This window comes from Vibrio sp. 1159 (genome assembly GCF_033340395.1).
GTDB classification, from domain to species: domain Bacteria; phylum Pseudomonadota; class Gammaproteobacteria; order Enterobacterales; family Vibrionaceae; genus Vibrio; species Vibrio alginolyticus.
Genome location: NZ_JAWOWL010000002.1, coordinates 122,657 through 136,472 on the forward strand (window position 1 = coordinate 122,657; position 13,816 = coordinate 136,472).

At 43.4% G+C, this 13,816-nt stretch carries 15 protein-coding genes; 3 read left to right on the plus strand and 12 right to left on the minus strand.

Annotated elements, in window-relative coordinates:
• Positions 1–110 precede the first annotated feature (110 nt).
• Positions 111–590: a hypothetical protein gene (locus R7127_RS02260; RefSeq protein ID WP_005373572.1), complete on the minus strand. Its 480-nt coding sequence runs from the start codon at positions 588–590 to the stop codon at positions 111–113.
• Positions 591–758: 168 nt separating this feature from the next.
• Positions 759–1,427: an SH3 domain-containing protein gene (locus tag R7127_RS02265; protein WP_213901431.1), complete on the minus strand. Its 669-nt coding sequence runs from the start codon at positions 1,425–1,427 to the stop codon at positions 759–761.
• 103 nt (positions 1,428–1,530) lie between these two features.
• Between R7127_RS02265 and R7127_RS02270 the strand changes: the two genes are divergently transcribed.
• Positions 1,531–2,079, plus strand: a complete 549-nt coding sequence (locus tag R7127_RS02270) for an ATPase (protein WP_262584301.1) — start codon at positions 1,531–1,533, stop codon at positions 2,077–2,079.
• A gap of 526 nt (positions 2,080–2,605) precedes the next feature.
• On the opposite strand, the gene R7127_RS02280 is transcribed toward R7127_RS02270, so the two are convergent.
• Both R7127_RS02280 and R7127_RS02285 read right to left on the minus strand, forming a co-directional pair.
• On the minus strand, positions 2,606–3,229 hold the full coding sequence (locus R7127_RS02280; protein ID WP_017635182.1) for a class I SAM-dependent methyltransferase: 624 nt from the start codon (positions 3,227–3,229) through the stop codon (positions 2,606–2,608).
• A gap of 5 nt (positions 3,230–3,234) precedes the next feature.
• Complete coding sequence (locus R7127_RS02285) at positions 3,235–3,690, minus strand: Lrp/AsnC family transcriptional regulator (protein ID WP_005373581.1); 456 nt, start codon at positions 3,688–3,690, stop codon at positions 3,235–3,237.
• A 148-nt stretch (positions 3,691–3,838) separates the two neighbouring features.
• On the opposite strand from R7127_RS02285, the gene R7127_RS02290 reads away from it, so the two are divergent.
• Positions 3,839–4,765, plus strand: coding sequence for a DMT family transporter (locus R7127_RS02290; protein WP_064354860.1), 927 nt, complete (start codon positions 3,839–3,841; stop codon positions 4,763–4,765).
• A gap of 94 nt (positions 4,766–4,859) precedes the next feature.
• A complete protein-coding gene (locus R7127_RS02295; RefSeq protein ID WP_054576118.1) occupies positions 4,860–5,522 on the plus strand; it encodes a flagellar brake protein in 663 nt (220 codons plus the stop codon).
• 2 nt (positions 5,523–5,524) lie between these two features.
• Here R7127_RS02295 and R7127_RS02300 read toward each other — a convergent pair whose 3' ends face one another.
• The 8 genes from R7127_RS02300 to R7127_RS02335 form a co-directional block, all read right to left on the minus strand.
• Positions 5,525–6,562 carry a DUF2955 domain-containing protein gene (locus R7127_RS02300; protein ID WP_017635179.1) on the minus strand — a complete coding sequence of 346 codons (1,038 nt, stop codon included), beginning with the start codon at positions 6,560–6,562 and terminating at the stop codon, positions 5,525–5,527.
• A 12-nt stretch (positions 6,563–6,574) separates the two neighbouring features.
• On the minus strand, positions 6,575–7,633 hold the full coding sequence (locus tag R7127_RS02305; protein WP_005373588.1) for an HlyD family secretion protein: 1,059 nt from the start codon (positions 7,631–7,633) through the stop codon (positions 6,575–6,577).
• A 35-nt stretch (positions 7,634–7,668) separates the two neighbouring features.
• A complete protein-coding gene (gene slyA, locus R7127_RS02310) occupies positions 7,669–8,124 on the minus strand; it encodes a transcriptional regulator SlyA (RefSeq protein ID WP_005373589.1) in 456 nt (151 codons plus the stop codon).
• Positions 8,125–8,419: 295 nt separating this feature from the next.
• Entirely contained in the window at positions 8,420–10,996 is a 2,577-nt protein-coding gene (gene luxQ, locus R7127_RS02315) for a quorum-sensing autoinducer 2 sensor kinase/phosphatase LuxQ (RefSeq protein ID WP_017635176.1), read from the minus strand.
• Positions 10,996–12,093 carry an autoinducer 2-binding periplasmic protein LuxP gene (locus R7127_RS02320; protein ID WP_104980502.1) on the minus strand — a complete coding sequence of 366 codons (1,098 nt, stop codon included), beginning with the start codon at positions 12,091–12,093 and terminating at the stop codon, positions 10,996–10,998. The genes luxQ and R7127_RS02320 overlap by 1 nt, the downstream gene beginning before the upstream one ends.
• A gap of 330 nt (positions 12,094–12,423) precedes the next feature.
• Positions 12,424–12,741: a GIY-YIG nuclease family protein gene (locus R7127_RS02325; protein WP_005373593.1), complete on the minus strand. Its 318-nt coding sequence runs from the start codon at positions 12,739–12,741 to the stop codon at positions 12,424–12,426.
• The gene (locus R7127_RS02330; RefSeq protein WP_005373594.1) at positions 12,738–13,388 is read right to left on the minus strand and encodes a YceH family protein; all 651 of its coding nucleotides are present in this window, start codon (positions 13,386–13,388) and stop codon (positions 12,738–12,740) included. The genes R7127_RS02325 and R7127_RS02330 overlap by 4 nt, the downstream gene beginning before the upstream one ends.
• Before the next feature lie 165 nt (positions 13,389–13,553).
• Entirely contained in the window at positions 13,554–13,757 is a 204-nt protein-coding gene (locus R7127_RS02335; RefSeq protein WP_031777159.1) for a hypothetical protein, read from the minus strand.
• Between the last annotated feature and the right edge of the window lie 59 nt (positions 13,758–13,816).

Here is a 13,816-nt window from a genome sequence, read left to right on the forward strand (position 1 = left end):
ACGACAGATGCTCCCAGAATAAATTCAGGGTATGAAATGCTCAGAACGCTCACGTCCTGTCGAATACAATCGTCGTGCTAAGAGTGCACAATGGTGCAAATAGATGGTGTTTAGGCAGAAAACTGACTATTGAGTGCGACGTACATGGCATTGGTCTCTTTCCAACCAGAAATGCGATGATCGCTTGTGAAATGATAAAATGTGGACTGGTTGTGACGCCAGTTAATGTCCATCAAGCTGTATGCGTAACCCGCATCAGCGTAAAACGGAGTAGTGAGATCGCCGACAAAATCTACGTGCTCGTCATCAAGCCCTTCCCGTAAGTAAGACGTCCAGCGCTGAGAGTTAAACAAAGCAACGGAATCGAGACTTGCATGGCCTTCAGATACTGGAGATTGAGAGCTTTCTTCTGAAACTTCAGAAAAATCGACGGAAGAGTTTGGCGATACACTTACGGCTACAAAAGGTTGTAGCTTAGAAAAGTGCGGTACGTGAGCCTTGTGGTCGATTTGCGCAGCAGATACATGCACTGGTAGCAATACCATTGCAAATAGCAGCAAAATCAACTTTCTAAGGTAAATCCAAGGCATAGGAACTCACTAAAAACACAAAGAGCCAAGTTAGGTCACTTGACTCGTTGATAGTATTCCTATTGATTATGGTTCACAACTAAAAAGTTATAAATCTCTGATTTCAGGTTTGCATCGTTATTGCATTTATTAAAACGTCTTTAGAGAACGAGTGTAATTGGTGGTGAGTTATCGATAAAAAATATCGCCCTTATCAACATCTAAGTAGATCTTATTCTCTTGCTCCAAACCGCCACAATAGATGAAGTAAACGTTGCGCTTTTTGAACGTCACAGAACGCACCCAACCCCCGAGCTCCTCAAAATCACTCGGATCACAGGTTTCATCGTCTAACAATTGCTGTGTTTTCTTACGGAAAATATCCAAGTGAACTTTTAAATCATCCGACTTCTGTAGGTATTCATCCAATATCTCTAAGCGCTCTTGCTCTTTAATAACTGGCTCTGCATCCGATAACCCTTCAGCATTCAACCATTCGGCTTTTTCTTCTCCACCCTCTTCATAGACAAGATAGCCGGAGATTCGGTACCACCCATCTACTTTTTCTAACACCGATACTTTTTCTCCCTTATAGAGCGTATCGACAACTAAAGCATTAAGGTTAGGCTTGTTGTAAACATTGACACGACGCTCAATAACGTAGTACTCGGTAACTTCCGGGGGAACGGCTTCTAAATCCAGAATCGGTTTGGATGTTTCTTTTTGCAGTGACGATTGCTCGACTTGTGTAGCCTTTGGTGCTTCAGGTTCATCTTTCTGCATAAAGAAGAAATAGTATCCAGCCCCCGCTCCGCCGAGCAACAGCATGACAATCAATGCGACGAGAATTTTCTTCATGCCCTTTTCCTTTTCATTCTTTATTCTTATCCCACCAGCAGCACGCATGTCGTAGAAATTTGGGTATATACTCAAAAGAGCAGGTCAACTAACGCGAGCAATAATGATCAACAGACTCAATTGGATACAACTATTTCTTCTGTTCCCGATAACGGGGCACGCCAATATTCAATGTAACCCATCGTCGTGGAATGACAATCTTACCCAATTCAATCGTTTAGAGTCCAATTACAATCAGCATGTTGAGGTATTCAATACACTTTTGACCGAACATAAACAGCGTCAGTTATTGTCCGAAACCTTTTCACTGCATGAGCTCGTGCTACTTTGGCGTGCCAAGTCGAACCAAAATGTGTTCAAAGCGCAATTAAAAGCATCGATTCAATACAAAGAAGAGCTCACAACTAAAGCGAATCAGCTGCTTAAATTGAGCACACAATCCCAATGGTCAGCAAATGGGTGGGAGATACTGGCCCAGAAGTGCCGCGAGTCAAACAAAACAGCCAATCAAATAACTGCGGAATGGTATAACACCAACGCTTTGGAACTTGCTGAAGATTACAAGCGCCTCTCTTCACAATATCAAACTCTGTCACAAGTCTATGATAAAGAAGCTCGAGCGCTTCAATACGCTCAAGATGTTTCGAAGTAAAAACAGAGCCAGTTTTGAATAGACGATGTTGGTTTTTCACTCCAATATTGGACGTTATTCGTGCTTTTTATCTTTCCTTAGTCGTGAATGATATCAAATGTAAATAATGGGATTGTTCCCTTTGACAAACTTGACTAAACCATGACCAAGACAATCAATTTATAGAGACATACGTCACATTAATGCTTTACTTATGGACATTTTTTGGTTAGTTTAGCCATTAATAAAATTTAATAAAAAGTCACATTTGGCTGGAGATGATGCTACAAACATGGTTATCAATCGATTAAGTAACAGGGAATGTCCTAATGCTACCAAAGCCAAGTTTTTGTCAGTAGTTAGGCACGTAAAAGAGTTCGGTTCAATCAGTGATTTGGATCTTTGTAAAATCTTCGGAGAAACAATATGGAGTGATGGGAGGGAATACCATTCAGCCGCGTTCTCATTCAAGGTTGATAGATACACAGGTAACTGTGAAATCTCACAATACAAAAACCAATAAGGCTTAAGAATTTATAAAGCGGAGTCAGGAAACGGACCCCGCTTTTTTGATCATGGCAATCGTAAAGTCGTGCTCGGAGTACCCCTCAATCAATCGTGTATTCGGACACAGCAACCGACAATAGCGAAAGACACCTTCTTTATTGTGCGACGCTAACATTTTCATGCTGGGTAGTTTGGATTCATCCAACAAGTTAAACACACAACCTTTCTCTGTCGCTCGGTACATTTTATCAATCATTTCAATGGTATGATTTGGGTTGGTGGATTGATAGTTCAATGATCCGGAAGCAAAAACAAAGTCGCAACGAGGCAATACCAACGTTGAAAAGTCGCCACATATAAACTTACTTTGCGTACGAAAATCTCGTTTTCTGGCTTCAGAGATAAACTGTTTTTGCTGATCAATGCCAATATAGCTTTGAGGAAGCCCCCCCGTAAGTTCGATAAACGCTAACAAGTCTCCGTAGCCGCACCCAATATCTAAAATACTTGAACCGTCTAACGTTAACCCTCGGCACAACGCCTCAAAACGGCTGATCTGACTATACTTATCTGCCCATCCCAGAGTTCGGGCTCTGTCTTTACCAAACTGTCTATATCGCTTTCGATGATAGTGGGCAATCTTAAGTCTATCGAAAAATTTCATCTTTCTTATGCATAAATCGGCAAACTGCCATTTCCTTTCACTTGTCTAATCGCCAGGTGGGTATGAATATCTTTCACATTTTCTAATCGCTGTAACTTTCTAGTAAATGTTTCATAACCAGCGAGATCTTTACTGACCACCTCTAACAGGTAATCATAGGCCCCTGATACGACATGGCATGAGATCACTTCATCCATCTCAACAACGGCATGTTCAAACTCATCAATCGAAGAAGCTTGGTGGTTATTTAAACTCACTTCAACAAATACAGTCATCGCGATGCCTACAGTGTCTCTGGACACAATAGCTCGATAACCACTTATTACACCTTCCTGCTCCAAACGCTTAATGCGTCTTGCACAAGGTGATGCCGATAGCCCTACTTGGTCAGCAAGTTCTGCAGTTGTCAGAGTGGCATCCTTCTGCATTAGGTTGATAAGTTGCCTGTCAATTTTATCCATTTATTCTTCTGTGCCTTTAATCACTAATAATTAACATTTATACGCAATTTATCACCAACATCAAGCCTAATTACGTCAAACTTTGCCTCCCTTTGGCAAGAGTTTTATTCAACAATTAACACATCATTTACAAATGGATATGTCGATAATGATCTTGGGATACGCAGCTATATTAACGACCTTACTGCTTTGGTCTGGTTTCTTTATTTCTTTAAAAGGGGGCGCAATTTCTGCCTTGCAGCCAGCCGATATCGCGTTAGTTCGCTTTCTAATCCCAAGTATAATTTTATTACCATTTGTGATTAAGCATAAACAGTCGCTACGCGTAGTGCCTAAACGCTACCTGGTTGGTGTTGTGGTTGGAAGCGGCCTTCCCTATCTTCTGGTCGTCGGAACGGCTATGCATTTCGCTCCCGTGGCGCACGGCAGTGCATTAGTACCTGGCACTTTGCCATTGTTTGTTTCTGCTATCGCGGTACTTTGTTATCAACAGTCGCTGAGTGCTCACCGCTTAATCGGGCTTTCTACGGTGTTGTTAGGGATTTTCGTATTCCTTCTTTCTAATAGCGGCGCAGAGTACAACTGGTCTCAGTTGCAAGGGCATATCCTGTTTCTAACTGGCAGCATCATGTGGGCTGCTTTCACCATCAGCGCTCGTGTCGCTAATCTTAATGCACACGTCTGTGCAGGATTCGTTGCAATCGCGTCTTTGGCTCTACTCATCATCGCCGTTGGTTTCGGGTGGGTAGACAGTTATTTGGTGGTAACACCGTTCAGCCAGTGGCCATGGAAGGAGTTATTTGGCCACGCGATGCTACAAGGTGTTGGCGCAGGTTTAATCGCTTCTTTCACTTTCATTTATGCAATTAGGATCATCGGTGCCGAAGCCAGCGCAGCTTTTGGTTCATTAACTCCAGTCGTCGCGACACTTCTTGCCGTTCCAATTTTTGGTGAACAACCAGATTCTCTCACTTGGTTAGCGCTGATGTTGGTCACATGCGGCAGTATTGTGGCAAGCCAAATCTTTATGAAAGGTGGAATGAGCCAAACTTATCGCCCACCACTTCACAGATAGCGATGATTTTACAAAAACTTATGCCTTACTATCTTGAATAACAAAATGGCGTTTTGATAGCCTCAGCTTAACTAAAAATTAAAACGCCAATGTGATGCCAGCCACTCATACTAAAGATGAACTGCATAGGTTTCTCAAACCGGGAATGAAACTTTCTACTAATTTCGAATTTGGGCCTAAGGATCAATATACGTATTCCACCACTTATCTTGGGATGAAAGAAAATGCTTATTTGATTCTTGATATACCAATGCGTTTGCTTGAAGAGCAAGTGATGAGAAAACTCCCCAACGCCGATATCATCGTGCGTGGAGTATCAGATACGGAGTTAGGCCATGTCATTGCGTTTAAGTCCAGCGTGCTGACGACGACCGTTCGACCATCCCCCCTTTTGTTTATCCGCATTCCAGGAACATTTGCAACCAAACCAGTTCGGGAACATGAGCGTTACAAGTTGCAAATGGACTGTAACGTTATTCATGCAGGGAATGTCTACGACGGTAGCCTTATCGATTTTTCTCTAGCAGGTGTTGGTATATCAACCTTGATTGAACCCGAATTCAACGTGGGTGAGAGTGTTACCATCGAATGCCCGTTAAGCCACTATATCGGAGAAGAAAATCGATGTGTCATTGCCAACATTAAGAAATTGGTGAAGGGATGGGTAGTTGGAATTAAGTTTGCCAGTCCCATTGCGATGACTCACGAACTAAAAACAGAGTTACTGGAGCAATCCTTTCTAACCAGTAACGTCTGAACTTACTGCTCGCTAAAGCGCGTCGCCTCAAAGCTGTTGAGTATTCTGTGAACCGTATAGGTCACAAGCAGCGTCGCAACAATAGCAAACAAAATACTGCTCACGCGATACAGCGCACTGAACATTAAGTCACCATCCGGAGTAAGATATTGGCCGAACAAAATGCCTAATGTGGTTAAGCCGCCAAATCCGGCTCCCGAACCGCTAGACTCTTTCACGTGCATATAGCTGAACATCATAGCCCCAATCCAAAGCAATGGGACGATAAACAATAAGGTATCCGACCAATCGTATAATACAAGTTGTCCGACGATACCAAAGGTCACCCCCATCAAGGTCCCCATTGCTCTTTTTCGCGCATACCCTAAAGCACCGTTCCAATGCATAGGAAACAATAAAAGCAAGGTTGTCGCCTGAGCAGACATAGAGTCACTGAGGTCAAATAGCTGGAATACAAGGAAAGACATTGTAGCGATACTCGCCCCCATAAGGGCTTCATGACGCATGCGATGACTCTGTTTAGGCTGCGACGGTTTCGCTGGTGGCTGACGAGGTTCCGCATCGGGAATCAAAAATGTCACCACATAAGCAACGATCACTGAAATAACATTCGCTTGCAGATTGCTAAATATTAGGTCATTTAAGTCAGTGGTTGGATAACTCGCAAAATGCAGCATGATGCTTAAGCTCAGTACGCTGTTCGCTCCAAATAAGAATAAGCTCCCTTTTGACATACAGGCGAATTTATACAGAAACAACCCGAATGCAATGATTGTCATCATGCCAGGGTGCCCACCAAATAACCCACCAAGAACACCAACTTCTAATCCACACACAACCGCTGAAAAAATCAGTTGTCGTGCGGCATGTAGACTCATGACTGGCACCATTCCAAGTAACAGCATCGGGGTTACAGTAAAGAATACGCCATAGTTCCAACCAAATACTTTACATAAAGTGAAACCAATGGTCGCACCAGTTGCAATGCGCAAACACTGACGGAAGTCGTTTTCCGACATGGGGTGGTCCCATAACTTCATATCGCCTCCTCGTTAATAAATATAATGAAGAAGACTCAAGAATTGGATCTGGCACCTCGCTAACCAGCCAGATAATGCGTTTTCTGGCAACAACTGCACGGTTGCTCGTGCCCCTGCTGGAAATGCGCGCTGCTGAGGTTCATCGATAGCTAAATGTAAACGTAAGCGCTGCGCGTCTCTCACCCAACGGTTTGAGTCAGTTGGTGTTGCTAAGCGACCATCCGCATCGAATTGACCCGAGCTGACCCCGGCATCCACACTCGTAATACGAGCTTCAAATACATCACCAGGCAAGCTATCAAAAGCCACTAACGCACGGCTGTTCTGATTAAAGTGTCGTAAACTCTTTTCACGAAAGTCGGCAATGATATCCACGTCATCGGAGACTAAAGCGACAAGAGGTGTACCAGCTGCCGCATAGGCCCCCGTCTCCAGCTGCAAGTTAGCGACAACGCCATCATGTTCCGCCGAGACTTGAGTGTAAGACAGATTAAGTTCCGCTTGTTTTAGCTGGTTTTGCGCTACGCGGATATTCACATTCGTCGCGCCTAAATCACCGCGGTTTACTTCCAACTCTTTTAAACGAGCACGTGCGGCCAGTAAGTTCGCTTTAGCTGCCGTTGCACTGCTCTGTGCGTCATCGCGCTGCTGTTGTGAAGTACCATTACGGTGAAACAGAGTATTAAGACGTTTTGCTTCGCGAACTTTTTGTTCCGCCACGATTTTGCTCGCTTCAACGTCTGCTTTTGCCGCAGCAATAGAAGCATCAAGTTGTTCGTTGTTTTGAATCACACGCTCAAGGTTAAGTTGAGCCTTTTCTACGGCGAGCTGATAAGGCTGGGGATCAATCTGAAATAGTAGATCGCCTTGGCTTATTTCTTGGTTGTTGGCAACATAAAGATGCGTAATCTGCCCACTCACACGGGGGGCCACTTTAGTTACCACACGCGTTGCCATTGCCTGAGGCGTCAACGGCATAGCGAGATCTGCAACTAGAAAATAGGCAAAGACAAGGACAAACGCGACGCAAGAATATTTGATCCAACGTGCGAATTTTTGATCTGGAGTCATAGGCGTTTACTTCTCTTTTTATTCGGTTTTCTGACTTATTCGCTAAGTGAATCAAGCGCATTGTGAGCAATCTGATCAAGAATCAATGAAAGCTGCTGAAGTTCCTGGTCGTTGATGTCCGTTAGGAGCTTGCTTCGAACTTGAAGAATCCGAGCCTCCATTTGCTTTAGTAGGGTTTTCCCCTCTTCTGTGAGGCTAACAATACGTGCTCGCTTATCGTGTTCACAGCAATGGCGAGTGATCAGAGATTGCTCTTCTAATAATTTTAATGTTCGCATCAACGACGCTAACTCGATCTCAAGCGCTTCAGCCAAATGCTTCTGACTGATGTTGTCACCCATTCGATAAAGCTTCCATAACGCAGTCCAACGCGGATACGTCAGGTTTAAAGGCTCTAACTCGCGATCTGCAACCATTTTCCACAAACGAGCAACACGAGATAATTTTTCAGCCAGAGAAAGGTCTCGCAAACTGTTGATGTCTTGAATCATAAGATCTACTCAATTACTTAGCGTGCTAAGCAATATAAAATAGTTAGCACGCTAAGTAAATATCTTTTTGTGATTGAAATCACGCTGGGTGTGTCAGTGAAGGGGCAGAAATCTAAGTAACACAACACTATGTTTGAATTTGAAATGCAGCGATGTACACAACAAACGTCGAGACCAATAAAGTCTGATTTGTATAAGAGTAAAAGGGTCAGATACAAAAAAGCACAACCCACAGTCATGGTGTTGTGCTTTTCAGATAATGAATAATTGGGTTATCCCGTAGTGAGCCAATTATTCATGTTCGCTCGACTAAGAACCGCTGCTTAAAATCCACAAATGCTTCATGGAGCGCATTTTCTTTAATCGGCTTGAGAAGCACGTAATTCGCACCCGATTCCATAAAGGCGTCACTGGTTTCTTTCGCGGTGTCAGCAGTACACGCATAAATTGGCGTGCCTAGTTTTAGCTTTTGTCGGATCTCTTTGGTCGTTTCAATTCCACCAAGATGCGGAAGTTGGTTGTCCATCAGTATCAAATCGTAAGTATGATCTTTTAAGAATTCCATTGCTTCTAACCCATCTTTCGCCCAATCAACCTGCATTTTGTACTTGTTACAAAACGCTTTTAGAATGAATGCGTTAGTATGGTTATCCTCTACCAACAACACTTTGAGACTCTCTGCAAATAGTTCACCTGGCTTAACTCGCAAACTCGAATCAAGAGGGGTGAGTACTCGCTCACGATCTTTCACTGGCATTGTAATGACAAAAGTCGTTCCTAAGCCTTTCTGACTGCGGACTTGAACATCACCTTCCAGCATGTCGACAAGGCTCTTCACAATGGTCAGCCCTAAGCCACTGCCACCGTATTCTCGAGTCGTTGTTGCTTCTTCTTGAACAAAAGGTTCGAACATTTGGTCGAGTTTGTCAGACTCGATGCCGATACCTGTATCCGTAATTTCCACGACCAGCACGCTATTGTCAGCGCCATAGAACTGCTCAAGTTCAGCATGCAAGCGCACGCTACCCGAGGGCGTAAACTTTACTGAGTTACTGACTAGGTTGAATAAAATTTGGTTCAGACGAACTTGGTCAGTAAAAATTTCAACATTGGGATCTATTTTGTTTTCAATGACAAGGTTGACGCCTTTACTTTCACAAATAGGACGATAAATGTTTTCTAACGTTCGAATTGTATCAGTGAAAGAAAACGGGTGCTTTTGGATATTAAACTTACCCTGCTCAATCTTCGAAAAGTCCAAAATATCATTCAAAACAGCAAGTAAGTGCTCACCACTATGCCGAAGTACGTCAATTTGGTTATTCTGCTCTTCTGTTTCCACAGAGTCTTTTAGCAATTGAGCAACCCCTAAAATTCCATTGATTGGCGTTCGGATCTCATGGCTCATTTTAGCCAGAAAGTCGGCACGGGCTTGAGCAGATTTTTCTGCTTCTTTGCGCGCCAAGTTACTCTGTTTTTCCGCCTCAATAAGCGTGGTTATATCCTGACCTTGAACAATAATACCGCTAATATCTCCATCAACTCGAATCGGCGATAAGTTCCAGCGATATACTTTGTCTCCAATTGGCACATTAACGCCTGTCAACGTAGCTCCCTGAGCCGCCATGCGAAGGTGTGGCATCAACTTTTCTTTGAAACCTTTGAACACTGGGTGCATGGTTTCAACATCGTTTTCCATGACTAACTCTTTGCGTGCTGCCGGATTGATTTGGACAAGTACACCCGATTCAGACCACACCATAATAGGTGATAACGCAAAGTTAAACAGGTCGCGGAAAGAGCGCTTTTGTGCTTCAAGCTCTTCAAAAGTGTTTTCTAGTGTCGAACCAATATGATCGAATTCCTCAATATCTGACCCCTCAAAACGCTCAAATCCTTTTTCTTCACGAGCCGAGCGGGTATATGCCATCAGGGATCCTAACTCTTCAACTACTCGATTCTCGATCCATTCTTTAGTCATTAGCGCAATCATGACCATACCGATAACTGAGGCTAGCATTGCTAGCAGGTGTTGGATTTGCAATGTCACCACGCTCTGATTGTCTTGCACAGTAAGCAAGCACAAGTCAGTCTCGGCAGCATTTACCTCAATAGGGGTTTTGATGATCAATAATTGGTCAAGCTTGTGCTGGGACTCTCGTCGTTTGAGTACGTCAAATATTTGATAAGCCTCATCTCCTACTAATGAGCTTGCCAATGGTGTGTTGTTAGCGACCAACACAACATTGTCGACGTTGCCTTCATTTTTTAACCTTTCCATCAACCCAAAGTTATTATCTAAAACAACAACATTGTAAGAGTACCCCATCACTTCACCGGTTTTAGGTTGTAAAACGGGTACGCGACGAAGTAACAGATGGCGAGTTCCCATCGGGGTCTGTGAGGGTAGATAATACCAGTTGTTGCTAAAGGTCACCTGACTGGCAAGTCGGCTAAGTATCAGGTTGTTGATGCCATAGAAATGCGCGTTGCCATCGTCCCAAATAATACCTTGATGATCGGTTAGGAAACGAAACTCCGGTGTATGGGAAGGATCACTCTGGTCAATACTCATGAAAAAGTAATTGAGTGCCTCTTCATCACGTTCTGTATAAAAATCCAATACAACATCACTTTTCGAATTGCTGTTGTGATGAATCTGAATCGCTGCAAAATGGCTATCAAAAATGTTCAGGATCAGGGCAGAGGTCTGCTGCTTGGTTCGGTCGACTTCCTGCCAAATAATCTGCTTCGAGAAGTAATAACTCTGAACAAAGATGCCTAGAATGATCGGAGCAAGTACGAGAATAATTATTTTGGTAATAAGCGTCGACAGTGAGCGACGCTTTCTTGTTTTTGATGTAGTTGTCATCAATTATCTGAGTATCTAAATGCACGTTTTCTTAATGCTTCAATTCTTTCTGGAGAGTCCGATTTGGTAACGACTTCAAAATCACCAGAGTAAACGGTGGGAACTGGCTTTCCTTCTAAATCCCACTTAATGGCCTCAGCCATTGCAATACCTGTATCATCGTTCATACGCATAACAGTAACGTCTAACTCCCCTTTAGAAAGCGCCTCTAACTCTGCTGAACCGCCGCCCCAACCATTGATCATTACATCGTCACGACCTAACTCTTTAAGAGCGTCAACAGCACCTAATGCTACATCGGTAGAACACGCGTAAATGAAATCAACGTCCGGATACTTCTCCAAACTGGCTTTTGCAGCTTCATACCCAGATTGCTTTGTTGCTTTGGTGTAGTAAGCAGATTGTAGTTCAAACTGGTTATCGCGGTTCACTTGGTTGATAAAAGTGTTGCCTCTGATGTCACTAATGTAGCCCTCCGAGAAATAGAGAACACTATAGTGGCTATGTTTAGGGAAACGCTTGCCAAACTCAACGGCCAATTCACGACTTCCTTCTGCGTGGTCGAAACCAACATAAAGAAACGGCTGATGATGTTCCCAATCCCTAACAGGTGTGGTGATATTTTGTAAAATTAACTTGGTTTTCTTTGAATCTAAGACATGCTCAACAAACTTACGATGTCTTGTGGTATCTAGAGTAAAGATCAAGTAATCGGAGTTGCTTTTCAACGCCTCCATTAAAGACAAACTTTGCTGCTTTATATCTGCATTAGGACGAGTAAACACTTGATTTAGTTGATAGTCGATATCAAGCTTATCTAGGCGTTTTTCAAACGCATCGATGTTTCGAATCCAATAATCAGAGATCTGCTGCCCTGGATAAACAACAGAAATTTTCAGTGGACGCTTTTTGTCTTTTGCTACGGGTACAGGGGTTTCTCTTACCACTTCAGCCAACGCACTAGTTAGCTGCTTCTGTTGTGGAAACTGGTCTAAAAATTCTTGATATGCCCAATACCCATTAAGAACTTGGGTGGCCTGCACATTCGGCGTAAAAGCGGCCATTGAAATCAGGGAGAATACTAACGCTTTTTTCATCTACTGCTCTTTTAGCTTTTTTATGAGCCTAATTCAGCTCTATTCATTACCTAGCCGAGTCATCCTATACTCTTGTAATCTACCTTCCTCTTAGTGTCTGTTTCAATAGTAAATTGGTTCTTGGTCTGAGTGGATGCAAATAAAGTACATTGAGTCGCTTCCTTTGTCTCGATGACGTAGAGACATTTCGCGCTTTTCATATTCAGGACCTTTAAACAGAACACCAGCCCATTATGCGTCAGTTTATTCCTACATGGTACTCCAAAAACAAAAAGAAACCGCCAATGTGACATAGGCGGTTTCCGTGTATCTTTGCGTAGCAAGGGCTTATCAGAGTGCCACTATCTCTAACATCATTTGTTGATGTTCGTCGACGACAATATTTGCTTTTGACATAACGAGCAGCTCTTTTTTCGCTTTAGTTAGTTGCTTAATATAGTACTCTGCTCGCATGGCAAGCGTCTTTGAGTCAAAATCCGATGACCATTCCAATACCAAAGGGCCTTTTCCCTTCAAAGCTTTCGCTCCTTTTCCGGTTTGGTGCTGATTGAATCTTCGTTCAACATCATTGGTAACACCACAATACAACGCGTTGCGGTTATTTCGTATCAGGTAGACACTCCAACGCTGCGTTGTATTTTCCATCATGAAAGCAGTGACTCAACCTTAGCTTTTAATTCATCCAGCTCTTCTTTCAGCTGAGCGACTTCGAGCTCTAGCTGACTTACTCGATCGGAGCTCGAGCTTGCAGCAGACACAGGCGCTGCAAGTTCGGACGCATCAACATCACCACAGAACAAATGCATATAACGCGACTCCCGCTTACCAGCCTCACGTGGTAATTTGACCACTAATGGTCCTTTCTCTTCGCTTGCTAAATGCTCAAGGACCGTTTCCACTTCTTTTACATCATGAAATGTCGCGAGACGATTAGTACGAGTACGAATTTCCCCAGGTGTTTGAGCACCGCGCAAAAGCATACAGCATACAATGCCCTTCTCCTGCTCTGTCAGCTTTAAATCACCAAATTCCGTATTACAGAAACGGTGTTGATACTTGCTGACGCGGCTGTTGAACGCACTTTCGTCACTGACAAGCCTGCGCTCAATAAGAGCATCAACGGCATCGAGAACGTCTGACTCAGAGAGTGACATCACAGGATCACGGTTGCTTTTTTGATTACACGCGTTGGTTAATGCGTTTAGGCTGAGGGGGTAAAGATCTGGGGTAGTGACTTCTTTTTCGATCAAGCAACCAATAACTCGTGCTTCAATTGCCGTTAGCTCAACTTTCATAATGCATTTCCTTATTATTTTTGCATTTGACTTTGTACCTAAATCGCTTCGAAATCATACGCCATAAATTCACACAGCAGTGCAAGAAGCGTTAGCGGTTCAGGTGTTGGTGTCAGGCTAAAGCATAGCGTAAGACCTGACACCCCTTACGAATAGGGTCAGGTATCAATGCTCCGAGAGAATCGGCACTCTCGTCAAATTGCCATCTTGGTCGACCATCATTATTTTTGAACGATTAAGCTCAACTTCGATGATTTCGAGTTGCTCACGGGCGTTGATATACGCCGTTTTTAACTTTTCAGCCACAGAGCGAGTGACTTGCTCATTATCTTGACTATTTACTTGCTCCGCAGTGTTACCAGAGTCCATATCAAGTTCATCATTTTGCATTCAATGGTGTTGATAATATAGTGAAGGCCACGTTATGA